Origin of the sequence: Streptomyces sp. NPDC088766, from assembly GCF_044750845.1 — a bacterium.
In the GTDB taxonomy this organism is placed as follows: Bacteria; Actinomycetota; Actinomycetes; order Streptomycetales; family Streptomycetaceae; genus Streptomyces.
This window is the reverse complement of record NZ_JBIVKQ010000007.1, coordinates 17,488-42,548: the sequence shown is the minus strand read 5'-3', so window position 1 is coordinate 42,548 and position 25,061 is coordinate 17,488. Positions and strand designations below refer to the sequence as shown.

Genomic DNA, 25,061 nt, shown 5'->3' with positions numbered 1-25,061 from the left:
CTGCTCCAGACCGAGGACTTCACATGAGTGACACCCCGCCCTCCGTTCTTCTTGCGATCCACGCCGACGTACTGGCAGGCATGAAGAGCGCGCCCCGGCATTTCGCGAAGTGGGCCGCCCTTGCCGCTGATGAGGACCACCCGGACGCCGACCTGAGCGAGGAACTGTTCCACGCCTGCCTCGTCAATGGCGACGAGTCGCTCAGAGCACTCTGGAGCCGTCACCTCACGATCTGGGACTTCGCCGAGGACCCTCACTGGGCGCCCGCCACCCCCGCCCGCACCGATGAGCGCCGCGCAGCCGTGTACGAGAGACTCAAGTTCGGCAACGACGTGCGAAAGGCGCTGGACGATGCCGTACCCGTGGCGAAGATCCCTGGCCCCACGGTGATCACGCGTGAGTTCACCCCTTGGTACACCCCGGAGCGAGCGGCTGCCCGCTCCTTCTACTGGACCTCGTACGAGGGGAAGCTCCGGACAAAGGGATGGTCTGACGCCGCGGTCACAAGCCTTGACGAAGCGAGCCGGGCGGTCGTGGAACGCCTGACCGATCCGGAACAACCTGCGGCCCGGCAGGCGAAGGGCTTGGTCGTCGGATATGTACAGTCCGGCAAGACGGCCAACTTCACGGGTGTCGCCGCCAAGGCCATCGACGCCGGCTACCGACTCGTCATCGTGCTGGGCGGCACCCTCAACCTGTTGCGTGCTCAGACCCAGCGCCGACTCGACATGGAGCTGATCGGTCAGGAGAACATCCTGCGAGGCGCGGACATCACGGACCTCGACTCCCTCGTGGGGGTGGACTATGTGGGTGACGACGACGCGGACTGGGACGACTTCGTCCGGCACGGAGCGCGCCCGTCCGTCCTCGGTGCGTTCGACATCGAGCGTCTGACCACTCGCGACAAGGATTACAAGAGCCTCGCCCAAGGCATCCGGGCCCTCGAGTTCGAGAAGCGGGAGCCGACCCGGCCCCTGCACGATCCGGCCAACCTCCACCACACCGCCGCCCGCATCCTGGTGGTGAAGAAGAACAAGGCCGTCCTGACCAAGCTGGTCAAGGACCTCAAGCAGATCCACGGACTGCTCGGCGAACTGCCCGCCCTGATCATCGACGACGAGTCCGACCAGGCCTCCATCAACACCCTGGACCCGAAGAAGTGGGAACAGGGACGCACGGAACGCACAGCCATCAACGGCCTGCTCTCCCAGCTCCTGGGACTGCTTCCGCGGGCGCAGTACGTCGGCTACACGGCCACCCCCTTCGCCAACGTCTTCATCGATCCGGGTGACGACGAGGACCTCTTCCCCAGCGACTTCCTGATCTCGCTTCCCCGCCCGTCCGGATACATGGGCGTCCAGGACTTCCACGATCTGGACTCGGCGGCGCCGCGCTACGAGCGCACCTTTGCCAACTCTCAGGAGAAGGCGCACATCCGGGACGTCCGCGACTCCGCGGACGACCGTCTCCAAGAGGCGATGGATGCATTCGTCCTGTCCGGTGCGCTGAAGCTGTACCGAGCCGACCACGGTGTCGACGACGGGCCGTTCCGGCATCACACGATGCTCGCTCATCAGTCGGTGCGGAAGGATGATCACGCGGAACTCGCCCTGCGGATCAATTCCATGTGGCATCAGGCGGGTTACAGCTCGACGGCAGGTCACGAACGTCTTGCCGCACTGTGGGCTTCGGACTTCGCTCCGGTCAGTGAGGCACGTGCCTCGGACCTCCCCGCTCCCGACACCTACGAGGAGCTGCGGCCCTACGTCAACACCGCACGTCAGCGCATCGGCCAGGGAGGTCAGCCGGTCATCGTCGTGAACGGTGACTCCGACCGCTACTTCGAGCAGCTGAACCTCGACTTCGACCGGACACCGCACGTCTGGAAGATCTTGGTGGGCGGTACGAAGCTCTCCCGCGGCTTCACCGTGGAGGGCCTGACGATCACGTACTACCGCCGTACGACGCAGCAGGCCGACACCTTGATGCAGATGGGCCGCTGGTTCGGTTTCCGGCCCGGGTACCGGGACCTCGTACGCCTCTACATAGGGCGTGAGGAGACTCTCGGCAGCGGCCGCAACGCCAGGACGGTGGACCTGTACGAGGCTTTCGAAGCCATCTGCCGGGATGAGGAGCTCTTCCGCGAGGAACTGGCCCGGTACGCACCACTGGTCGACGGCCGCCCCCAAGTCACGCCGGCGCAGATCCCGCCGCTGGTGGCCCAGCATCTGCCTTGGGTGAAGCCGTCGGCTCGGAACAAGATGTTCAATGCGGAACTGGTGGAGGTGCGGTCCCCGGGTGTATGGGAGGAACCCACGGCCTACCCCGAGGACCCCGAAGCCCTGCGCCACAACACGGAGTGCTGGGCGCCGATCCTCGGCGTGCTGTCGGACACTCCCGTCCCGCTCTCCGTGGGCGACAGCCCGGAGTACGACGCGCGGGTGGGCACGGTGTCGCACGGGGACCTGCTCACGGTGTTGTGCGACCTGCGCTGGTCCGCCCCGGAGCAGTTCTCGCCCCACCTGGAATTCCTCCTGGACGCCGGGCGAGAAGCGGGCAGGATCGACGACTGGCTCGTGATCGCTCCGATGCAGACGTCCGCCCGCCGGAACGAGGCCCGCATCTCGGGGCACGGCCCCTTCTCCCTGGCCCGTCGAAGGCGTCGACGAGGTCCTCTCTTCGGCGCGATCCGTGACCCCAAGCACGTCGCTGCGGCGAAGCGCATAGCGGGGGCCATCAGCCTGACCGGAAACGCGACCGTCGAACAGAACGCCCGCCCGCGTCGAGGTGCACTCGTGCTCTACCCCGTGGTGGAATCGGAGCCCCGGATCACGTCCGACGGTTCGGTCGATCCGCGGGACCTCGTCATGGCCTTCGCCTTCGTCGCCCCGTCGTCGACGGCGCAGGGCAACCGTCCCTTGGTGCGGTTCCGTGCGATCGACTCGACCAGGGAGGACGCGGCGATCATCGACCGTGACGACACGCGTTCGTGAGGCCGACGACAGTGAACAGCATGACGCCTTCCTCTCCCGGTGTCTCGGCCCGCATGAGCAGGCAGGCGAGCAAGGACACCGGGATCGAACTGGCCGTGCGGCGACTGCTGCACGCGGCCGGGCTGCGTTACCGCGTGGAGTACCCCGTGCCGGGCATGCCCCGGCGGCGCATCGACGTGGCTTTCCCGCGGGCCAAGGTCGCGATCCTCATCGACGGCTGCTTCTGGCACGGCTGCCCTGAGCACGCCACTCGGCCGAAGGCGAATGCTGACTGGTGGCGGCAGAAACTGGACCGGAACATGGCACGTGATCGGGAGACGACCGAGCACCTCACCGCCCAGGGCTGGACGGTGCTGCGATTCTGGGAGCACGTACCGCCCGACGAGGTGGCAGCGGCGGTACGGGCTGCGGTGGCTCTGGAGAAACAGGACCGGGAACGCCGTAGGGGGAGAACGCGGTCGTCGGACACCATGCGGGAAACCGAGGGCAGTGAATGACAGACCGGTTGAGTTTCGTGGATGTCTGCGCGGGTGCCGGCGGACTGGCCTCGGGGCTGGAGAGCGCGGGCTTCTCGCCGGTGCTCCTGCTCGACAGCAAGCACCAGGCGTGTGAGACGCTCCTGGCCAACCGGCCGGACTGGAACGTGGTCCGCGAGGACCTGATCGAGTTCCTTCCGGACGAGCACCCGGAGGTCTTCGACGTCGACCTGCTGTCGGCCGGCCTGCCGCGAGTCAAAGCCTCGGCCGCAGTGGGGCGTGCCGACAGCGACCAGGAACTGAGACTTCTCACTGCCACGATCTATCTGGTCCACTCGATCCAGCCGCGCGCCCTGTTGCTGGAGAACCTGCCCGCTCTCGTCGAGTCCCCGGCCTACGCCGATGTTCGCGACTTCATCCAGAAGGAACTCGCACATCTCGGTTATCAATTCTGCTGGTTCGTGCTGAACGCGGCCGATTTCGGTGTGCCGCAAGAACGGAGGCAGGGCATTCTCGTGGCTCTCAAAGAAGAGTGGTTCCACGGCTTCGCCCCGCCCGAGCCGACGGTGGACGAGCACGTGTCGGTCGGTCGGGCACTGCTCCGATCCATGAAGGCCCGCGGCTGGCGCAGCGCCGAAGGCTGGGCGGCACAGGCCTCGTCCGTCGCCCCCACTCTGGTCGGCGGCTCGGACAATCGCGGCGGTGCGGATCTCGGTCCGTCCGGCACGAAGCGGGCCTGGGCGCGGATGGGGGTGAACGCGGGGGCGATGGCGGACGAAGTGCCGGGAGCAGATTACGAGTGGCCGCAGGCGAACGATCCGTCGCAGATGATCAAAATCACGGTGGACCAGGCGGCCCTCCTGCAGTCGTTCCCTCCGGAATGGCACATCACGGGACGGAAGACGGCTCGGTACAGGCAGATCGGTCATGCCACTCCTCCGCCGGTGGGGAAGGCGCTCGGAACCGCCATCGCGACCGCTCTGCGTTCCTCACCGGTACATGGGACGGACGGGCCGTACGCACCTCGCAACGCCGGCTAAACTTCACGCCCATGAGCCACATCGAGAAGAAAGACGTCCGACCTGTGAGTTTCCGCATCGTGGATCTGTTTGCGGGGCCCGGTGGGCTGGATGTGGCTGCGGACGTCCTGGGCCACCAGGTCACCGGCATCGAGTGGGACAAGGACGCGTGCGCCACTCGCAGCGCGGCGGGGATGGACACCTTCCACGGCGACGTGAGGGAATACTCCGCTGCGCATTTCCCCCATGCCCAGGTGCTGACCGGTGGGCCTCCCTGCCAGACCTTCACCGTGGCCGGGCACGGCGCCGGTCGCAGGGCGCTGGACGACGTGCTGCGGTACATCGAGCGCCTGCACACCGCCGTGAAAACGGACGAAGCGGAATGGGACAGCATTTCCGGTGTCTGGCGGGAGATCTCCGAGGAGCTGAAGGAAAAGGCCGCCGAGGCAGAGAAGATCAAGGACGAGAAGCGTGAGGTCGAGGCGCTCCGTTCCGTGGAGCGCAAGGCGATCAAGAAGAGTCTTCAGGAGCACGGCAGCTCCCCGGAAGAGATCAAGGGCGTTCTGAAGGCGCTCAGGGCCTCAAGAGAACGCGAGCTCGAGAATGCGGACCTCAAGCATCTGATCGAGGAGTACAGCGCCCTGGGGGCCAGGCTGAACGACCTCAAGGCCGAGCTCGAGAAGTTGGGCGACGAACGGACAGGGCTGGTCCTTCAACCGCTGTGGTGGGTCATCGAGCGGAGCCGACGTCCAGGGCTGGAGCCCTACGAGGCAGTCGTCCTGGAGCAGGTCCCCGCCGTGATGCCGGTATGGGAGGAGTACGCCAAGGTGCTCGACACCCTCGGCTACCGGACGAAGACGCAATTGATGTTCACCGAGGCGTTCGGGGTTCCGCAGACACGCAAGCGCGCGGTGCTCATGGCGCGACGCGGCGATACCGACATCCCTGAAGTGGTGGAGACCCACGAGCGCTACCGCCCCATGGCCGTTCCCGTGGGATCGTCGGCAGCGGAGCAGACGGACACACTTCTCTGGGACACCATGGAGGAGAACCCCGCCGGGACGCCGAAAGCGGCCTGGGTGTCCATGGAGGCAGCTCTCAAGAAGGCTCGGAATCTCGCGCCCCATCTGCCGGACCGCCCCGCCTTCACCGTCGTCTCCAACTACGGGACCGGCGGCGACCCCGGTGCGCGCGGCAAGCGTGATCACGACGTTCCGTCCGCGACGATCACCGGGAAGGTGTCGCGCAACCGTCTGGTTCACAAAGGCACGGACACCGACCTCTCCGAGTTCGACCGTTTCACCTTCGCCGAGGCCGGCGTGCTCCAGACGTTCCCCGTCGCCTACCCCTGGTGCGGTAACGACGTGCCGCAGCAGATCGGCAACGCCGTACCGCCCAGGCTCGCCCTGCACGTGCTGCGGCACGTCCTCGAACCGGAGCTGACCGGTGAGGAGGCCCGCGCCCGACTGGAGCAGGCCGTCGCGGACCTGGAGGCCTGGCAGCCCGGCGAGCCGGTGGAGGTGCGCGAGCACGGGCAATGGGAGGGCCACCCGCTCACCGGCAGGTGACCCTTGCCCCTCCCGATCAGGTCTGAGGCACGCGCCCCCTGACCGGGGCCGTCTCGAAGAGGTCCGTGAAGTACTCGGTGAGCGCGGCCACCGATTTCTCGGGGACGGGCTCTTCGTCAGGTCCGGTGGGCAGGTCGTGCCTGGGGACCGGCGGCGCGGACTCGGCCTCCGCGATCCATTGGCGGAGGGCCTCGGGGTCACGCAGCTCGTCCGGGGCGAGCGCGTCGTAGACGAGGGTGGCGCCGGCGGTGTTGATCGCCGCCATCAGGCCGTTGATCTCGCGGCCGGTGCCCGCGATCCCTCGTTCCAGGACACGTACCAGAGCCTGAGCGGTGGGGCGGTGGTCGAGCAGGTCCAGGCGCAACGCGTTGTGGATCAGATCCTGGTTGGCGCAGGCCGCCACCACCGGTGCGTAGTCGTCACCGTTGCGGAACATCTCCGCCAACCACCAGAGGCGCGAGAAGCACTGCCGATCAGCCGCACCTTTGAAACGGTCCCTGTTGATACGCGGCGCGCCTCCTCCCCGTGGAGGCACCGGCGGGTGCCTAAAAGCCACATAGTCCGGAGCGACAGCCAGCGCGAGATGGTTCCAGAGCCTCTGATCCGCGGCCTCACGCCGGCTGAGACGCAGAGTCGCGTGCAGCCGGGGCGCCAACCAGCCGTCCGCGTCGGTCCGGTTTCCCTTGAACTGGTGCATCGCGTCGTCCACGAGATCCCTGAGCGGTTCGACCGTCCACCGGGCATCGTCCTCCGGCAGAGGTTCGACGACTTTGGCCAGGTCGACGCCTCCGTGCCCTTGGACCGCCTTGAGGAGGTCCTCGGTGAGGAAGGGATCGGCAGCCGTCGCAGAGAGCAGACCGAGCCGCTCGGGAAGGTAGTGCGGCTTCTCGATCACGCGCTGTCCTCTCGATTCATCTGCTGCAGTGCGCGCAGGACGTTGGCGAGCGCCTTGCTCGCGCCGGCGCGACGCACGGCGGCGTAATGGACACGGGTCTGAAGCTCCACCCATCCCGCGTCACCGGTCCGACGGTGGTGGACCTGACGGAGTGCTTCCTCGACACGAAAGCCCGGCACCACATCGGGGAGCATCTCCCGTAGCACTTCTCCCCGCCAGTCGGTGGGGAAGACGGGCGAGCCGTCCGGTTCGACCTCCAGGTCCCCCACGGCGCTGTGGAACACCGCGGTCCATACATCGGTGGACATCTGGGAGATCAACAACTCGTGGACCTTGTTCTCGATCCCCCCGCCCTCACCTCCGAGGAGATCGGAGAATTCCTCGATGTCAGTGTTGATCATGATCAACGGCAGCCGGCCCGAGGCATCGATCACCCAAGGCGCGTCGGCATAGGGGCGCAACCACTCCCGCGCGCTCCTGGAGAAACTCGCCTGTTTCACGTCCAGACGCAGACCGCCGAGCGGTTCCTCAGCAATGACGTCGACGGTCCAGTCACCGTCCGTCTCCGTGATCGCCCGACCCCGCACATCACCGACCGTGGCGACCGCGTGAACGGCCAAGGAGGCACGACCCACGTGATCATCGCGGAGCACCTCGATCTCGCCGGACCATTCCTTGCTGTCCGGAGCGTCCTGCCGCAGTTCCACCGAGTTCCGCACATTGGTGGCGCCTTCGGTGAGCACCGCCAGGACTTTCAGATCGCCCCACGGGGCATCGGGATCGGTGGCGCCGGGAGGCAGGGTGGCGGACAGACCGATCCTGGCCGACACCCAGTCCTCGTGTTGCCCCACCCCCAGGGCCACGGTCCGCTGGGGGGTGGAATACGCCGAAGTGTCCAGTGGATCGCGAGTACCGTCAGACAGTTTGAGGGAGACCGAGGTCACTCTCAAGGTGATCGGACGGTTGAGTCGCTTGTACGGATAGAACTTCATGCCTCACTCCCCTGCGCCGGCACGGAGTTCAAGAACGAGTCGCGTGAGTTCGGTACGGACCGGATGGCTGGTGGGGTCGGTGGACCCCCGGAAGGCGGCTCGGCGGGCACCGGGGGTAAAGCGGAGTACGCCGTTCTCGACATTGCACCCCTCCAAAGCAACGAGGTCCGCCCAGTCGAGCCGCGGGCGACTACCGGACCGAACGTCGAGGAGGACCACCGGTGTCATGGCGGGCAGTTCGTCGGCACGCGGCAGTTTCACGTCGGCGGTGATCTTCCACTCACCTTCCGTGCCGATCTCGGCGTCAAGTCCGTCCAGTTCGGGCAGAGACGGCCCAGAGCCACGTCTGGGCACGGTGTTCTTGCGTTGGACGGTGAGCTTCTTGCGAAGTTTGGCGCTCTCCTGCGAGCCCGGACGTTTCGGTCGGACCACCAGTTCCTTCACCGCGGCATTGACCTCGGTGGTCAACCTGGCGATGCGATGGTGCGCGCTGTGCGACCAACGGAGGGTCAGTTCCTCGGTCTGTCCCCAGCGGTCGTGCTCGGGCGGCTCGGCGGCGCGCAGGAACTCCTCGGCCTCCTCTGCGAAGGGTGCCGACTCCCCGGCCGCGTGCCCCACCAGGAGAACCGCCTGGAAGGAGTTGACGCCCAGCGGCAGCCCGGCGACGCCGGACTTCTTGATGGTCATCCGGTTGCCGCGCAGGGAGTGAACCTGGTTGGGCACGCCGTCCTTGTCCTCGGCCTCCGTCACCAGGAGCACTCCCGGGTGGGTGCCGAGCGTGCCACGGCGCCCTCCGGCCAGGGGCAGTCGGAGCGGAACCGTGCGGAGGGCCACCTGGCCGGCCGCGGTGAGCCGGTCCACGGTCGCCCCCTCGTAGAAGGCACGCAGCGCCCGGGTGCGAGAGGGCTGCTTGTCGGCAGGGTCGACCTTCTCCTCCTCTATGACCACATCGTCGTTGCGCATCGTGCGGACCGAGGTCTCCAGCAGCGGGAGTCTGCTGCCGCCTCCGGTCATGGCCGCCCAGAAGTCCCGGCCCAACGCGTCGACCAGGCGTCGGTGCATGGCACGGATGTCGCGGGTACCGTCGTCGTCGCTCCCGTTCTCGTCCTCGTCGGTCGAGTCCGGCCTGCTCTGTTCTAGGCTCGCCACGTCATGGGCACCGACGATCAGGAAAGAGGTGCCCGGCTCGTCGCTCTCGCGGGTGAGGTGGAGGCGCTTGACCGTCTCCTCGTCCGCCCACCAGGAACGGACCACTTCCGCACCGGGTGTCTCCGGATCGGGACGGCCCAACCAGGCCGGACCCGCGTACTGGTTGCCGTCGACGGAGCGCCAGGGAAGCTCCAGTCGTCCGATGACACGGCGTTCGGTGCGACCTTCGTGCGGGTCGGAGAGCGTCGAGTTGATCAGCACCATGCCGAGCGCGCTGGTCGCCCAGAGTGTCGCCTTGCCGAGACCGTAGGAACCGCCCGCACCACGGCCCGACTTGAGGCTTTCCAACTGCCGACGGACGACGGCCGCGAACTTGCCGTCCCCGTAGTCGTCACCGGTGAGGCCGGAAGCGTTGTAGTCGTCGATACGGAGGAGGATCAAGCGGCCCTTCTCGAACATGTCACGCACGCCGGCGTCCACGACGCGTCCGACCTTCTGATCGGCGGCGGATTCGGAGACCGCCGAGTAATGGGGTTGGAGTTCGTCCCAGAGGATGGCGGAACGGAAGGCGTCCAGCTTCTCGCCGGTGAGCTCGTGGATGGTGTACCGCACGCGGACCGGACGACCGTTCTCCACGATTCGCTCGTCGAGGCTGTTCTGGCAGGTCTCGCGCGCGAGTACCTGGAGGTCCGCGTCGAAGGCGAAGGCCGCGGCATTGCCGCCGTCACGTCCGCCGTCCTGGTAGCCGGGTCGGTGGTACCAAGTGACGGGGAGACCCGCCTGTGTGTCGGCAGTCCGGGTGTGCACCGTACTCAGATCCGTGCCGAGCGCCTTGGCGATCTCCCCCATGACGGTCGGACGCGGGACCGAGCGCTTGGTGATCCACGCAGAGACCGCGGCCCTGGTCAGCCCCAGTTCCTCGGCCAGTTCCGCCTGCGTCTTGCCCGTGAGCGCGAGCTGACGGGAGAGCCAAGGCCCGAACTCCTCGCCGGTCTCCACGTGACCACCCACCCCTCTGTTGCTCCACACGAACGCGAGCAGGCTAATTTGACACGCACACAGCAGTCAACTGGGAATTGACGACACCCGAATGAAGCCCTCTCGAGGCCAAAGGGCGAGAAATTAATACCAGAAAATCCACGATGCGGGCGAAATGGGCGTTTTGAGCCTTTCTCGCCGCACCCGGAGTCGACGCGCCCGCACCGCGCTTCAGACACTTACGGAAGTCGGAATTCCGCTTGTGGAGCTTGCCGAATCGGGGTGGCGCGGTCGAACAAGATCGCCCTACAGTCGTATTGTCGGAACAGCCGTCCCGCCTGGAACAGCCTCACCAGGGCTACCAACGCGGCCACGGGTGAGCTGTACCTTCATCCACTTCCTCCCGCGAAATCCGCCAAGAAGAGGATCGAATGGAATCGGGCAATGGGGTGGTGCAGTCGGGCAGCATTCCCCTAAAGTTCTGAAAACCGGAACGAATGCCCGCCCGGAACAGTCGCATCAGGGCCCTCGATTCAGCCTGGAATCCATTTCGAGAAACTCCTTTCGCCAAGCACACCCTGGCGCGAGGCCAACCAAGGACGACGGAGACAACGCACTCATGGAAGAAACCACGGGGGACGTGGAGCCGTACCACCACGCCCATTATTCCACCCCTCTTTCGCAGCGGGAATTAAGCTCCCTCCACCTTGCATGGGCAGTGGCATCCGACGGCGCCGAAAAGAAGCACGTCCTCTACGAGGCCGAGATGACGGTCGAAGAGCTCGGCGAGCACTTCGACGTGGATCGTTCCGGAAGCGTCGACGGCGGCTGACGCCTCGCCAGCTGCCCACCCCATGACCTGACAGGGCTCCCCTGTGTCCGGCCCCCCCTCGCACGCGCTGCCCCGACTTGTTCCTTCCTCGTCCTCAGGAGCTCAGAAACAGTGTCGTCCACCGCCTCCTCCGTCGTTCACACCGTCCTCGAACAATCCGCTCGCGTATTGCAGACCTACGAAGTCGATCCTGGCCTCATTCCGGAACACGCCAACAGCGAACGACGGATCACCCAGGGCGGATACGGCGACCGCCAGCTCTTCGAACTCGTGCAGAACGCCGCGGACGAGATCGCCGCCGAGCCGGGGGGATCCGTCCAGGTGGTCCTCACCGACAAGCACCTCTACTGCGCCAACGAGGGTACTCCGGTGACCCCTGAAGGCGCGGAGACCATTCTCCGCATGAGCATGTCGCGCAAGCGCGGTGGGCAGATCGGCCGTTTCGGCGTCGGCGTGAAATCCGTTCTGGTGGTCACCGATGCTCCGCAGTTCTTCAGCAGCTCCGGTTCCTTCGGATTCGACCGTGACTGGGCGTACGAGAAGATCCGCTCGGTGCCGGGGGTGCAGGACCACCTGGGTGCGCAGTTCGAGGCACCGGTGCTGCGCATGGCACGTGCCCTCGACGCGGATGCCGAGCGTTCCGAGGACCCCGTCCTCGACGAGTTGCTGGGTTGGGCCACGACCGTCGTCCGTCTGCCGCTTCTCGACGGCGCCGCCGGCAAGTTGGCATTGGACATGCACGGTGGACGGACGACCGCCGGGTCGACCCGCGAGGAGTTCCCTCTCGGCTTCCAGCTGCTCTCCCCGCACGTGGCCAAGGTCGTCCTCGAAGACCGTCGCCCCCGCCCGGCCGTCCGACGCATGCTGACGACCGAGCGCTCCGGGAACCTGCACACCGTGGTGGAGGAGCGGACGGGGAAGCCGACCGTCAGCGCACGCTGGCGGGTTTTCTCCACCACGCACGAGCCCGGTCCTGCGGCCAGGGCCGACGCCGGCGAACTGCACGACCGGCTCGCCCTGGACCTCGCCTGGGCGGTGCCCGCGCTGGAGAAGGACGAGAAGACCGGGCTGCACATCAGTCCGCAGTCGCGGGGGCGGGGGCGCTTCTGGTCCTTCTTCCCCACCAAGTACGAGATGTCCCTGAGCGGCATCCTCAACGGTGCCTGGAAGACCAACGAAGACCGTCAGAACCTGCTCGACTCCTCCGCGTTCAACGAGGAGATGATCAGGGTCTCGGCGGCCTTGGTCGTCGACTCCCTGCCCGGTCTGGCCCCTGTGGAGGACCCCGCCGCGTACCTCCCGCTGCTGCCCGGCCGTGTGAAGGAGGCGATCAGCTGGGCCGACGAGTTCCTGACCCGGGAGATCTGGGAACAGGCGGCGGTCCGTCCGTCGCTGCCAGACCAGGAGGGCGTGTTGCGCGTCCCCACCGAGCTGCGTGTCCCGCCACGTCTCGACAAGGAACGGAACGCCCGCTGGTTGCGGATGTGGCACGAGTCGCCCGGCCGGCCCTCGAACTGGCTGCACCCGAGCGCCGAGGCGGACGCGCTGCGTTCGGGCAAGGTCGAGCACATTCTCGGGGCGGCCGGGCACCGGCGGGCCGACGTCCGGGCATGGCTGGAGGCGCTGGTCGAGAGCGGCACCGCCGAGGCCTCCGCGACGGCGATCCGCATCCTCGCCGACATGGTCAAGTCCGGTTCTCCGCACGTCGACGAAGCCCGCAGGGCGAAGGTCGTGCTGACCGAGGAACACGGCCTCGTTCCTCCTGTCGTCGGTCAGGTGTATCGCCGTGCCGACGAGGACGGGCTGCGTGAGTCCCTGGTGTACGTGGTCGGCGAGATCGCGCGGGACCCTGAGCTCGCCTCCGCGCTCAACCTCCTCGGCATCCGCGAAGCCGACGTCGAGGGCCGGTTCATCAGTGTCCTCGACCAGGGCTTCGACGGCTACGGAAACACCGAGTGGGAGCGCTTCTGGGACCTGTTCCGCCAGGCCGGTGGACGCCGACTGACCCACACCGTGCTCCAGCACGTGCCGAACGCCCGCGAGACCCTCCGCGTGCGGACCGCGGACGGCAGGTTCCGCCCGGTGCGCGACTGCATGCTGCCGGGCGCGGTGGTGGACGCGGGGCGCGACCCGGGTATCGCCGTCGACACGAAGTTCCACTCCGACGACCTCGCCTTCTTCCAGGAGATCGGCTTGCGCGAACGTCCGTCGAGCTCGGTGCGCCCGGAGGGCGAGGACTGGTTCGAGGAGTACCGGGAAGCGGTCCACGCGTCCTATCTGCGAGGCCTGGACCAGCGGGCTCCCCGCCCGGCGCTCAATCGCATGAAGGTGGAGGGTTCCGCGATCGGTGGTCCCCTGCACCTCTTCCGGTCGCTCTCGGAGGAGTCCCGTGCGGCCTTCCTGAAGGCATTGCCGGACGACGCGGTGGTGGACAACTGGACCCGTCAGATCGGTGCGCAGTCGAGCACCCGACAGGCCGTGATGTCACCGATCCGCTGGATGCTCAGGAAGTACGGAACCGTCTCCACCTCTCAGGGGATCAAGTCGCTGGGCGAAGCAGTCGGACCTCAGCTCGCCGCTTACCGAGACGTGTTGCCGGTCGCCGACATCTCCCCCGAGAAGGCCCGCAAGCTGCGCCTTCCCACCACAGTCGACGACGTTCCCGCCGAACGCTGGGAGAAGCTCCTCGCGGAGGTGACGCGGAGCGAGGACGACCTCTTCGTCGGCAACACCTATGTGATGCTCACCCGTTTCGGTGCGGACTTCCCCGAGGACTCACTGACCCGCTGCCGGATCGGCGACACCTGGGGCACCCGCTCCGACGAGGAGATCACCGTCGCGGTGGGCCCGACGGAGTACCGGGCGCTGCGGGCGGAACAGCTTCCCGCCCTGCTCGTGACGTCCGCCGAGGACGCGGAGTTGATGATCGAGAAGTGGGGCATGAAGCGCTACGCCGAAGCCATCACGCGGGAGACCCGCGAGGTTCCGGACGGCGAGCCGGTCCCGCTCGTGGAGCTGTACCCCGGCCTGCGTCAGCGTCTGAACAGCGGCAATCGCAACAGCCTGGTGCAGCGGTGCAAGGAACTCGAAGAGGTGACCCGGACACCGAACGCCGCCAGGACCCGCCCGTTGGACGCGGTGCGTCAGGGCACCACGGTCAAGGTCCGCGTCCCCCTGGAACCCGAGCCGATGCTCCGCCTGATCGACCGCGAGCTGAAGCTCGGACTGGGTATGGCGGGCTGCCGGTTGGTCCTGGAGAACCAGGAGCGGATGGCACGGGACAGCAAGACCAAGGCGGCGCTGAAGGCGGTACGCGACGCGGGCGACGTGGTCACCAAGATCGAGCTGCTGATCGGTGCGGAGGCACTGCGTTCCGGTCTGCCCGAAGGGTTGATGGAGGCCGAGCTGGAGGCGACCGGTGGTGCGGAACCGTCAGGGCACCGGGTGGCGCAGATGGCTTTCAACGCACGCGGCGACAGGGTGCTCCACCATCACGCCCGGGACATCCAGGCCAGGTTCCCCAACGCGCCTCTGGGTTATGGAGGTTCCTCTGCCGCTGTCACCTTCGTGTCGAGCCTCGGGCTACCGATGGCCTTCGCCGGATCCCGGACGCCGTCTCCTCCCGCCTCCGAGACGGTCGACGGCCCGCGGGACTTCCCTCGGCTCCATGACTATCAGGAAGACCTGGTCCGCAACATCACCACGTTGCTCGACCGGCTGGCTCCGCAGCGCGCCATGCTGTCCCTGCCCACCGGCGCCGGCAAGACGCGCGTCACCGCGGAGGCCGCGATCCGCTGGGTGAAGCGGGTGGGTGATCTGCAGGGGCCGTTGCTGTGGATCGCCCAGACCGAGGAACTGTGCGAACAAGCCGTACAAAGCTGGAAGTTCGTGTGGAGCAAGGTGGGAGCCGAGCGCCCCCTCGCCATCAGCCGACTGTGGGGCGGCAACGAGGTCGGGAACGTCGAGGGGCACCCGCACCTGGTCGTCGCCACGGACGCCAAACTGGAACGGTGTCTGGAGGCCGACCAGTACGAATGGCTTCGGGAGGCGGCACTGGTGATCGTGGACGAGGCCCACACCGCGATCTCTCCGCGGTACACCGCCATCCTGGGGAAGCTGGGACTCACCCAGTACGAGACCCGACGTCACCTGCTCGGTCTGACCGCCACCCCGTTCCGCAACACCAACGAGGAGGAGACCCGTCGTCTGGTCAACCGTTTCGGCGGCAGGCGCCTCGACGAGGGGGTCTTCCCCTCCGGCGACCCGTACGGAGACCTTCAGAAGTGGGAGATGCTCGCGCAGGTGGAGCACCGCGTTCTGGAAGGCGGAAGCATCGAGCTGACCCGGGACGAGAAGGAGCAGGCCGAGCGCATGGCCACGCTCTCGCGTTCCGCCGAACAGCGGCTCGCGGAGGACCACGCGCGGAGTCGCCGCATCGTCGACGAGGTAGCCGGCCTTCCGAAGGACTGGCCGACCCTGCTCTTCGCGACCTCCGTGGATCACGCCAATTACCTGGCCGCCCTGTTCAACGACCGGGGAGTCACCGCCGCCGCCGTGGACTCGACCACCAGCGCCCAGGACCGACGGCGACGCATCGAGGACTTCCGCGACGGTCGCATCCGGGTCCTCACCAACTACGGCGTCCTGACCCAGGGTTTCGACGCCCCCGCCACCCGTGTCGTGGTCGTGGCCCGTCCGGTCTACAGCACCAACGTCTACCAGCAGATGATCGGGCGAGGTCTGCGCGGACCGAAGAACGGTGGCAAGCCCACCTGCCTGATCCTCAACGTGAGCGACAACATCGAAAACTTCGACACCCGGCTCGCCTTCACCCAGTTCGAGCACCTCTGGAGCCACAAGTGAACGACGTCTACCTGGACAGTCCTCCGCTCACCGAAGAGCAGCGGGCCGTGGTGGAGCAGCCCTGGGACGCGCGGGTCCTGGTCACCGCCGGAGCCGGGGCGGGAAAGACGCACACTCTCGTACGGAGGCTCGACGCGCTGTGCGATCACGAGAACCAGGAGGAGGCGTTGGAGGCCTCGGAGATCCTGGTGCTCACCTTCTCGCGGGCGGCCGCCCGCGAGCTGCGCGAGCGCATCGTCCGGCACGGGGACCGGGCCCGTCGGGTGCGCGCCCAGACCTTCGACGCCTGGGCGTACGGCGTGCTCAGCCGGGCTCACCCGGACGGTGACTGGAAGGGGGCCGGCTTCGACGAGCGGATCACCGCCGCCGCCCACGCGGTCGAGAAGGGCGCACTGGAGATCGGTGACGCCGCCCCGCCCGCCCATGTCGTGATCGACGAGGTGCAGGACCTGCTGGGCGCGCGCCGCGAACTGGTGGAGACACTGCTCGACCGGTACCAGGACAGCTGCGGCTTCACCGTCGTCGGGGACGCCGCGCAGTCCGTCTACGGCTTCCAGATCGCGGACCCCCGAGAACGTGCCGACGAGATCAACCGGTTCTTCGACTGGCTGCGCTGCTCGTACCCCGACGATCTGGTGGAGCTGCGGCTGACCGGGAACTTCCGCGCCACCACGCCGGAGGCCCGGGTGGCCCTGGCCCACGGACCGCGTCTCCAGCAGCTCACCGACCCGGAAGAAGCGGGCACGCTCTACGAGGAGCTTCGCGAACTGCTCCTGGAGCCGGTGAACGCCATGGGCGACCTCGACGACGAGTTCACCCTGGCCGGTCTGCGGGATTCCACCGACACCTGCGCGATCCTCACCCGCGACAATGGGGAGGCCCTCGTGGTCTCCGAGTTGCTGCACGCCCACGATGTGGAGCACCGGTTGCGGCGTCCGCTCGAAGAGCGTCCGGTGCCTCACTGGGTCGCCGAGTTGCTGCGCCGCACGGAGGCGACCGGCCTCACCGAGGACCGGTTCCGCTCGCTGCTCACGGAGATCTCCCTGCCGTTCCGGCCGGATGTGTCCGTCCTGTGGACCACGCTGCGTCGGGTCGCTCGTGGACCCGGACGGAACGTGATCGATCTGGACCGGCTGCGCCGTGCGGTCGCCGACGGCCGGTTCCCCGACGAGGCGGCTGACCCGGAGACCGCCCGGATCGTCGTCTCGACCGTGCACCGGGCCAAGGGACTGGAGTTCGACCGGGTGATCGTGTTGACTCCGCCGGCCGTCGCGGAACTGCGCAAGCGGCACAAGGGGGAGCTGGATCTCCCCGCCGAGGCCCGCGCCCTCTACGTGGCCATGACGCGCGCCCGACACGACCTGTACTACATGGCACCCCCTGAGCTGCCGCAGTTCAGGCGGACGGGAAAGCAGGGCGGCGGCAGACGCTACATCGGCGGCTGGCGATCGTACGACCGGTTCGGCATCGTCGTGGAGGCGGGCGACGTGTGTCGGGACGACCCGCCCAACCACGACGGCGACGCCGTCGCCACCCAGGCCTATCTCCTGGAACACGTCGGAGCCGGGCAGCCGGTGGTGCTGCGCAAGCGCCACGACCTGCCGATGGGCGAGTCGCAGAGCCCGCCGTACGCCCTGACGCACGAGGGGCGAGAGATCGGAGAGGTCTCGCGGCGGTTCCGCGAGGAGCTGTACCAGGTGCAGAAGGTGAACAGGACGTGGGAGCCCTGGTGGCCCGACGAGATCCACGGCCCGCGGATCGACACCCTGGAGACCGTGACGGGCAGCACCGCTGCGGGGGCCAACGTCGGACTGGGCGACCGAGGTGTGTGGATCGTCCCCAGGATCACCGGCGTCGGAAGGTTCCGGCGGGCCGACAACGACGAGGAGCAGGGAGCATGACGCACGTGGCAGGCCGACACTCCGAGCACTACCGGGTTCGGGACGAGGAACTCCTGGTGGGTCTCCGCCGTGAGCTCCTGGGCCCCGCCGAGGACGCCGCGCCGGACGATCGGGCCGAGGTGCTCACCCAGGACGCACCGATCGACCGCTACCTGACGGGCGTGCTGTATCCGCGGGCGGCGGACGAGGGCGCGGAGGAGAGGAAGAAGGAGGAGGCCGCCGAGCAGGACGGACTGGACGCCGCACCGCTGCTGACCCGCGACGACGTCGAGGAGTCCGGCACCGAGCAGGAGCTCGGCCGGGCGAGGGATCGCCGTCCGTCCTCGATGGGCCTGACCTTCGCGGTGGACCCGGCCATAAGCGGCACGATCGTGGTCTCGGCACGTGCCGCCGTGTACAGACCCACCGACGCGGACGGCAACCCGGTCGAACCCCGCCGCGCCGAGGCACGCACCGTGTCCGACCAGCAGGAACACTGGCGGCGTGTGGAACTCGACCTGCCGGAGCACCGGATCGACGTCACCACGCCCGACGGTGACGGACGGGAGAGTCTCCACGACGGAGTCGGACTGCGTGTCACCGTCCGACGGCGCAACCCGATCACCGGCGCGGTCACGATCACGGTGACGCTGGTCAACGAGCACAGGGTCGGCAAGTACGACCTCCAGGACGCCTTCTCCCTGTTTCAGTGCGGTCTGACGGTACGGGCGGCCGACGGCTCCACGGCGTTCGTCGAGCGCACCGCTCCGGGGGCCACCCACGATCCGGAGATCGCCACGAGCCGGTTGCTGCACCGTCACGCACCGACCTTCGCCGTCGGGCACGGCTGCTCCGCGGAGTGGGACTGGACCCCGTCGCCGATCGGCGTGTCCGACACCGTCCCGGCAGCCGTCCCCGAGATCCGCAGCCAGTTCGTACCGTCCGTGGAGGTGCTGCTCACCGACTCCAACCCGGAGATCGACAGCTCGGCGCTCTCCATGCTGGAACTGGCGGAGAAGCCCGACGCCGAGGTCCTGGCCGCTCTGGAGGAACTCGCCACGGGTTACGAGCGGTGGATCGACCGCAAGGCCGCCGAGGCGGAGGCCCTGACGGACAGCCTCCACGAGAAGGCCGCGCGCGATCAGGTGAGGTCCTGCCGTGAGGCTCTCCGCCGGATCCGTGAGGGCATCGAACTGTTGCGGACGAAGCCCGATCTGCTGAGGGCGTTCCGACTGGCCAACCGTGCCATGGCCGAACAGCGGGCCCGCAGTGTCTGGGTGAAGAACGGTCGTGTCGGTACCCCTGACCCGGCCGCCGGCCGCTGGCGTCCCTTCCAGATCGCGTTCGTGCTGCTCTGTCTGGCCGGCATCGACGATCCCGGGCACGACGACCGCGAGGTCTCCGACCTGTTGTGGTTCCCGACCGGTGGTGGCAAGACGGAGGCCTATCTCGGTCTGATCGCCCTCACGTCGTTCCTGCGCCGCATCCGCAAGGGTGCGGACGGCGGCGGCGTCACCGTCCTCATGCGCTACACGCTCCGCCTGCTCACCCTTCAGCAGTTCGAGCGAGCGGCGATCCTGCTCTGTGCCATGGAGCACATGCGACGCCACACGCCCGAACTGGGCCATGAGGAGTTCTCCGTCGGCATGTGGGTGGGGCGCTCGGCGACTCCCAACACGTTGGCCAAGGCCGACGAGAAGCTCGACGAGCTGCGCAAGAACCTCGACAAGCGCCTCGCCAAGGAGAACCCCGTCCAGCTGCACGCCTGTCCCTGGTGCGGAACTCGCCTCGACGCGCGCGACTACGACGTCGACGAGGAGGCCAAGCGGATGCATGTCCGCTGCCCCGGCACGGGATGCGACTTCGCGGACGGCCTGCCCGTCCACCTGATCGACGAGGCGGTGTACGCCGCCCGACCGACACTGGTGATCGCCACCGTCGACAAGTTCGCCTCGATGCCGTGGCGCCCGGCGACCTCGGCCCTCTTCAACCTCGACGACCCGAACGACGGCACCCCGCCCCCCGAACTGATCGTCCAGGACGAACTCCATCTGATCTCCGGCCCGCTGGGCACCCTCACGGGTCTCTACGAGACCGCCGTGGACGCTCTCGCCGGCCGACCCAAGGTGATCGCCTCCACGGCGACCATCCGTCGCGCCGCCGACCAGGGCCGCCACCTCTTCGCCCGCCAGGTGCGACAGTTCCCGCCCGCCGGTCTGGACGCCCGTGATTCGTGGTTCGCCGTGGAGACCCCCCGCGAGGAGAAGGCGAGCCGCCGCTACGTCGGCCTCCTGGCCCCCGGCACCAGCCAGTCCACTCTGCTGATCCGCACGTACGCCACCCTGCTGCACCGGGCCAAGCACGCGGACACCGAGGACGAGGTACGCGACGCGTACTGGAGTCTCGTCGGCTACTTCAACAGCCTTCGGCTGCTATCCGCCGCCGAACTCCAGGTGCACGACGACGTGGTGGCCTACCTGGAGCTGCTCGCCGAGCGTGAGGGGGTGGCGGTCCGCTCGGTGGCCAACTACTCGGAGCTGACGAGCCGTGTCGACGCCAGCGAGATCCCGACCCGCCTCAAGGGCATCGAGAAGAAGCTGCCCGACGAGGACACGGTGGACGTCCTCCTGGCCACCAACATGATCGCGGTGGGCGTGGACGTGGACCGCCTCGGCCTCATGGCCGTGATGGGCCAGCCGCAGACGACGGCCGAGTACATCCAGGCCACCAGCCGAGTCGGCCGCGCGCACCCCGGCCTGGTCGCGATCATGCTCAATTCGACCCGTTCCCGCGACCGTTCCCACTACGAGAGCTTCCAGCACTTCCACTCCGCCCTCTACCGCGAGGTCGAGTCCACCTCCGTGACCCCGTTCTCCGCCCGCGCCCGCGAAAGGGGCCTGCACGCGGTGATCGTGGCCCTCGCCCGCATCTTGATCCCGGAGGCCCGTCCCAATGAGAGCGCCGGCAAGGTCGAGTCGTACGAGGACACCCTCCGGAACGAGGTCAAGGGCATCCTTCTGCGTCGTGTCCGCGCGGTCACCCCTACGGAGGTCGAAGCCGTGTCCGACGCCTTCGAGGAGTTCGTCGACTGGTGGTGCGAAGCGGCCGAGCTTCATCCGAGCCTGCTCTTCGAGCCGCCCTACTCGGGCAGTCGTGCTCACTCACTCCTGAAGGCGTACGACGACGAGTCCGAGGATGCCAGGGCGTGGTCCACCCTGTGGAGCCTGCGCGATGTCGACGCCGAGTCCGCACTGTTCATGGAGGGAACCCGATGACCCCGCCTCCCGCTCGTAAGCGCCGCGCGACCAAGGGTGGAACGCCCGCTCAGAACCTGCCTCGACGAGGTGCGGTCCGCCGCGCCCAGGCCATCACCACGTACGGCGTCGGCTCGCTCATCGCCGTCGACAACGAGTCCTTCGTCGTCTCGAGCCTGGACCGCGCCGAGGAGAGCTGGAGAGTCGACGAGGCTCCACGCGTCTATGAACGGCGTCTGGCCCGTCTTCTCGGCGTCAACTACTTCCGTCTGCCGCCCGCGTCCGACGACGACAGCAAGGACGGCATGCGGGTACGACGGTTCCCGCTGATGCACTCCTGCCCGGAATGCACCGAGCTCCAGCGTCACCGTGACTTCAATCCACCGGAGGGAAAGAGCGTCTGCGGCACGTGCGAGGTCGACCTCGTCCCCTCCCGCTTCGTCGTCGCGTGCGAGGCCGGACACCTCGACGAATTCCCTTACTGGCACTGGGTCCACCGCTCGACCGAGCGTGGGGCCACGGCCGTCGGTCGTTGCGGCGGGAAGCTCCGGCTGCGATCGTCCGGGCGTACGTCCTCCCTCCGCTCGATCCTCGTCTCCTGCACCTGTGAGCGGGCTCCCGAGGTCTCGATGGAAGGCTCCTTTCGGAAGAACGCGCTGAAGGATCTCGGGCTCAGGTGTCAGGGCACCCGACCGTGGCTCGGCACGTCCGCTCCCCCTGTGAATTGCGGACGCCCGTTGCGCACGCTTCAGCGTGGTTCCTCCGCCGTGTGGCAGCCGGTGTTGAAGTCGGCTCTCTCCATCCCGCCGTGGAGCGACGGCCGGTCGGATCCGCTCTCCGAGCATTGGGACGCGCTGCGCGAGTACGACAACCGCGAACATGTCGGGATCTACCTCAAAGGTGTCTTCAAGGGGCAGTGCCCCGTGCCCCTTGACGAGGTGATGGCGTTGCTCGATGCGGAGCGCGAGGAGGATCCCGACAGTGAGGCGCACCCCACCTTCGACCACCGCTACCGCGCCCTTCGCAACAAGGAGTACGAGCGCCTCCGTTCGGGCAACGACGAGAGCGAAAACTCTCGGGACGAGCAGTTCATCTGTGAGCCCCCGTTGGGCGACCAGAGCGTGCTGGCTCCGCTCGGCATCACCGGCCCGATGCTGGTCAAGAAGCTTCGCGAGGTGCGCGCGCTGAAGGCGTTCACACGGCTCGCCGACCCCGATTCGACGATCGAGTCGGAGGAGATGCCGCTCTCCGACTCCTCCCTGCCCTGGCTCCCGGCTGTACAAGTGCGCGGCGAAGGGGTGTTCCTCCGCCTGGACGAGAACCGACTCGGAGCCTGGGAAAAGGCCGTGGCGGTGGCGGCCCGGACGGAGCGGATGCGCACCGCGCACCAACGGATGCTCGATCAGCGGGCAGGTGACGGAAACCAAGCCGTCCCTTCCCCCGCCACCCCGCGCATGGTGCTGCTGCACACCTTGGCGCACGTCCTCATCGACGAGTGGAGTCTGGAGGCGGGCTACCCGGCAGCGTCCCTGCGCGAGCGCCTCTATGCTGCCGACGACATGGCCGGGGTACTGATCTACACAGCGACGAGCGATTCCGCGGGCAGCCTCGGCGGTCTCGTCGCACAGGGTGAACCGGAGACCTTGGACCGTACGGTGCGTTCGGCCATACGTCGTGCCGAGTGGTGTTCCTCCGATCCGCTTTGCATGGAGACCGGGGTGTCCGGTGTCGGAGGGGCGAACCTCGCTGCCTGCCACGCCTGTGTGATGCTCCCCGAGACAAGCTGCGAGCACAACAACATCCTGCTCGACCGTGCCTTGCTCGTCGGCACTCCGGAGGATCCTGACCTCGGGTTCTTCGCGGACATAGCCGCCGGTTGACGTCCGGGCCGGTGTGCAGCCCCGCGACACCCTGGTGGGGTGGGGACCGACGCCGAGCTGATGCTCCGTGCCGGTCCCCACCCCCGCAGTTCTCGAGCGGCTCTCCTCGATCCGTGATCGTCCAGCGCATGGATGCGGCGACGCGAGCAGTGGCCTGTCGCCCTGATGCATGGCCACCCCTCCCAGGGCAGGGGGGTGCCGGGTGGCCTGCACGATGCACTTCTGCTCGCCGCGGGTGCTGATGGAGGTCCGTCGGGGTCGCCGCGTCAGACGGTCGCCTCTCGGGGTGTCCCGTCGTCGACTGCGCCCATTTCGGCGTCGTAGCGGGTCTGGGCCCGGTCCAAGGCGTTCTCCACGTCGCAGCCGTGGGCACGGAGCCAGTGGAGGAGGTCCGTGATGAGTGAGATCACCGGCTCCTCTGCCACGGTCCTGCCCAGTCTTCCCGTGCCCGGCAGGCAGGGCGGTCCTCCGTCCGTGCACAGCTCCAACAGGGCCTCGGCCCGCCGCACGCCGGGGTCCTCCACGTGACCGTCAGGTGAGGTCAGTCCCGTCGCCAGTTCGCACCACGTGACCTTGCGGTCGGGGCCGAGTTCCACGCCCCACCGTGCGGCCACCGCGTCGACGAGCGCCATGCCCCGGCCGCCCTCGGAGTCGGCCTTCGCGTCGAGCAGGGTGGGCAGGGCGCGGGTGTCGGGGTCATGGACCTCGACGCGCAGGTAGGCGCCGTTCATCGAGACCGCGAGGACGGCCGGGGTTCCGGGGCCCACGTGCGTGATGACGTTGGACGCCAGCTCGCTGACGCAGAGTTGGGCCTCGTCGACGACTCCGTGCAGACCCCAGATGCCGAGATGGGCTCGCATGACCCGGCGCAGGCCGGCCACCTCCGCCGGTTCGGCCGTGAAGGCAAAGTCCCACGGCTTGCGCCTCATGCACGCTTCCTGGCCCACGAAAACCCCTCTCGTCCTGACGACACCCCACGAGCCACGCAGGGTCACGAGGCATCACTTTGAGTGGTCGCCTCGCAATCAGAGTGAGGGTTGCGAATCCCTTCGTGCAATGTGCACGGCGGGATTCCCACTTCCGAGTGATTGGCAGGCACACCTCTGGGCGCGAGACTGAACACCCGCTACACGGAACGGGGTTCACATGGCCGGATCACCCACGGCACGCAGGCGCCGCCTGTCGATCGAGCTGAAGAAGCTCCGCGAACAGAGCGCGCTCACCTGTGCCCAGGTCGGCCAGGCCCTGGACTGGAGCGGTTCCAAGGTCAACCGCATGGAGACGGGCAGCGGGCGGGTCCAGCCCTCCGACATCGACGCCCTGTGCCGCTTCTACGGCACAGGGGACGAAATGCGGGAGTTCCTCAAATCGCTCGCCAGGCAGGCCAAGGTGCGGGGCTGGTGGCAGGTGCACGGTTCCGGCGTTCCGGAGTGGTTCAACATCTACATCGGCCTGGAGCAGGACGCCTCCACCTTCCGTCAGTACCAGTGCGAGGTATTGCCCGGCCTCATGCAGACGCACGCATACGCCTCCGAACTTCACCGGACCGGCGCGCACATGACGACCGCGGACATCGACAGAGCCGTCCGTGTGCGTATGGAACGTCAGGACATGCTCAGCCGACCGGACGCGCCCGAGGCCTGGTTCGTCGTGAACGAAGGTGCTCTCCGTAACGTCATCGGGGACCGTGCGCTCATGCGGGAACAGTTGGAGCGTGTCCTGGACGCCGTCCGACTGCCCGCCGTGACTCTCCAGGTCCTCCCTTTCGACTCGGGCACGTATCCGACCACGGGGTCGTTCACCATGCTGGGTTTTCCGGCACCGGAGGACCCGGACATCGTGTACCGGGACGGCATCACCGACGCGATCTATCTGGAGGGCGAGCACCATGTCCGTGAGTACACAAGGGCATTCGACGGCCTGCGGGCTGCAGCGCTGAGTCCTCAGCGTTCGACCCACTTGATCGAATCGATTTCGAAGGAGTTCGCAAGGTGAGCACTGCAATTCCAGGCGGCGACGACCGTCCGACGTGGTTCACGTCCTCTTACAGCAATGGGGCGGGGGGCGAGTGCGTCGAGTGCGCCCTGAGCGGAGGTGGAGCGCTCGTGCGGGACTCGAAGGGGGCGGGGGAAACCGTCGTCACCGTCGGGAGCACGGCCTGGCGCTCGTTCGTACGTGCTGTGCGGGAGGGCACGCAGGGCTGAGGGCGCGGGAGGGCCGAGGATTCCGGCGCGCTGCGAGCAAGGTCCGCGCGGCGATCTCCGCTCCCACTTGCGCGCAAT

Annotated in this window: 15 protein-coding genes; 11 read left to right on the top strand and 4 right to left on the bottom strand. The window is 67.7% G+C overall.

The annotated features are described in order from the left end of the window. The first annotated feature begins 23 nt into the window (after positions 1-23). From ACIP5W_RS11980 to ACIP5W_RS11965, 4 genes are read left to right on the top strand one after another with little or no spacing between them, the layout of a single operon-like run. Positions 24-2,993: a Z1 domain-containing protein gene (locus tag ACIP5W_RS11980; RefSeq protein WP_401470564.1), complete on the top strand. Its 2,970-nt coding sequence runs from the start codon at positions 24-26 to the stop codon at positions 2,991-2,993. Between the two features lie 53 nt (positions 2,994-3,046). Beyond that, positions 3,047-3,490, top strand: coding sequence for a very short patch repair endonuclease (locus ACIP5W_RS11975; RefSeq protein ID WP_401471185.1), 444 nt, complete (start codon positions 3,047-3,049; stop codon positions 3,488-3,490). Beyond that, positions 3,487-4,509 carry a DNA cytosine methyltransferase gene (locus ACIP5W_RS11970; protein WP_401470561.1) on the top strand — a complete coding sequence of 341 codons (1,023 nt, stop codon included), beginning with the start codon at positions 3,487-3,489 and terminating at the stop codon, positions 4,507-4,509. Before ACIP5W_RS11975 ends, ACIP5W_RS11970 begins: the two co-directional genes overlap by 4 nt. 11 nt (positions 4,510-4,520) lie before the next feature. Beyond that, positions 4,521-6,056: a DNA cytosine methyltransferase gene (locus tag ACIP5W_RS11965; protein ID WP_401470558.1), complete on the top strand. Its 1,536-nt coding sequence runs from the start codon at positions 4,521-4,523 to the stop codon at positions 6,054-6,056. Positions 6,057-6,072: 16 nt separating this feature from the next. Here ACIP5W_RS11965 and ACIP5W_RS11960 read toward each other — a convergent pair whose 3' ends face one another. Genes ACIP5W_RS11960 through ACIP5W_RS11950 form a run of 3 tightly spaced genes read right to left on the bottom strand, consistent with a single transcriptional unit; the run spans position 6,073 to position 10,091 of the window. Continuing rightward, positions 6,073-6,951: a DUF6339 family protein gene (locus ACIP5W_RS11960; protein WP_401470555.1), complete on the bottom strand. Its 879-nt coding sequence runs from the start codon at positions 6,949-6,951 to the stop codon at positions 6,073-6,075. Next, positions 6,948-7,943 (bottom strand): hypothetical protein, encoded by a 996-nt coding sequence (locus ACIP5W_RS11955; protein ID WP_401470552.1) that lies wholly within the window; start codon positions 7,941-7,943, stop codon positions 6,948-6,950. The genes ACIP5W_RS11960 and ACIP5W_RS11955 overlap by 4 nt, the downstream gene beginning before the upstream one ends. Before the next feature lie 3 nt (positions 7,944-7,946). Beyond that, positions 7,947-10,091 (bottom strand): helix-turn-helix domain-containing protein, encoded by a 2,145-nt coding sequence (locus tag ACIP5W_RS11950; protein ID WP_401471182.1) that lies wholly within the window; start codon positions 10,089-10,091, stop codon positions 7,947-7,949. Between the two features lie 598 nt (positions 10,092-10,689). Between ACIP5W_RS11950 and ACIP5W_RS11945 the strand changes: the two genes are divergently transcribed. The 5 genes from ACIP5W_RS11945 (at position 10,690) to drmB (ending at position 22,779) form a co-directional block, all read left to right on the top strand. Continuing rightward, entirely contained in the window at positions 10,690-10,902 is a 213-nt protein-coding gene (locus ACIP5W_RS11945; protein WP_401470549.1) for a hypothetical protein, read from the top strand. 111 nt (positions 10,903-11,013) lie between these two features. Next, positions 11,014-15,765, top strand: a complete 4,752-nt coding sequence (locus ACIP5W_RS11940; RefSeq protein WP_401470546.1) for a DEAD/DEAH box helicase — start codon at positions 11,014-11,016, stop codon at positions 15,763-15,765. Next, positions 15,762-17,666, top strand: coding sequence for a UvrD-helicase domain-containing protein (locus tag ACIP5W_RS11935; RefSeq protein WP_401470543.1), 1,905 nt, complete (start codon positions 15,762-15,764; stop codon positions 17,664-17,666). Before ACIP5W_RS11940 ends, ACIP5W_RS11935 begins: the two co-directional genes overlap by 4 nt. Continuing rightward, on the top strand, positions 17,663-20,920 hold the full coding sequence (locus tag ACIP5W_RS11930; RefSeq protein WP_401470540.1) for a helicase-related protein: 3,258 nt from the start codon (positions 17,663-17,665) through the stop codon (positions 20,918-20,920). The genes ACIP5W_RS11935 and ACIP5W_RS11930 overlap by 4 nt, the downstream gene beginning before the upstream one ends. Further along, positions 20,917-22,779 carry a DrmB family protein gene (gene drmB, locus ACIP5W_RS11925; protein WP_401470537.1) on the top strand — a complete coding sequence of 621 codons (1,863 nt, stop codon included), beginning with the start codon at positions 20,917-20,919 and terminating at the stop codon, positions 22,777-22,779. Before ACIP5W_RS11930 ends, drmB begins: the two co-directional genes overlap by 4 nt. Positions 22,780-23,045: 266 nt before the next feature. Here the strand turns inward: drmB and ACIP5W_RS11920 are convergent, their stop codons facing one another. Then, positions 23,046-23,708, bottom strand: a complete 663-nt coding sequence (locus ACIP5W_RS11920) for an ATP-binding protein (RefSeq protein WP_401470534.1) — start codon at positions 23,706-23,708, stop codon at positions 23,046-23,048. Between the two features lie 217 nt (positions 23,709-23,925). On the opposite strand from ACIP5W_RS11920, the gene ACIP5W_RS11915 reads away from it, so the two are divergent. Then, positions 23,926-24,774 carry a helix-turn-helix domain-containing protein gene (locus ACIP5W_RS11915; RefSeq protein WP_401470531.1) on the top strand — a complete coding sequence of 283 codons (849 nt, stop codon included), beginning with the start codon at positions 23,926-23,928 and terminating at the stop codon, positions 24,772-24,774. Then, a complete protein-coding gene (locus ACIP5W_RS11910) occupies positions 24,771-24,983 on the top strand; it encodes a DUF397 domain-containing protein (RefSeq protein WP_401470528.1) in 213 nt (70 codons plus the stop codon). Before ACIP5W_RS11915 ends, ACIP5W_RS11910 begins: the two co-directional genes overlap by 4 nt. Positions 24,984-25,061: the final 78 nt, after the last annotated feature.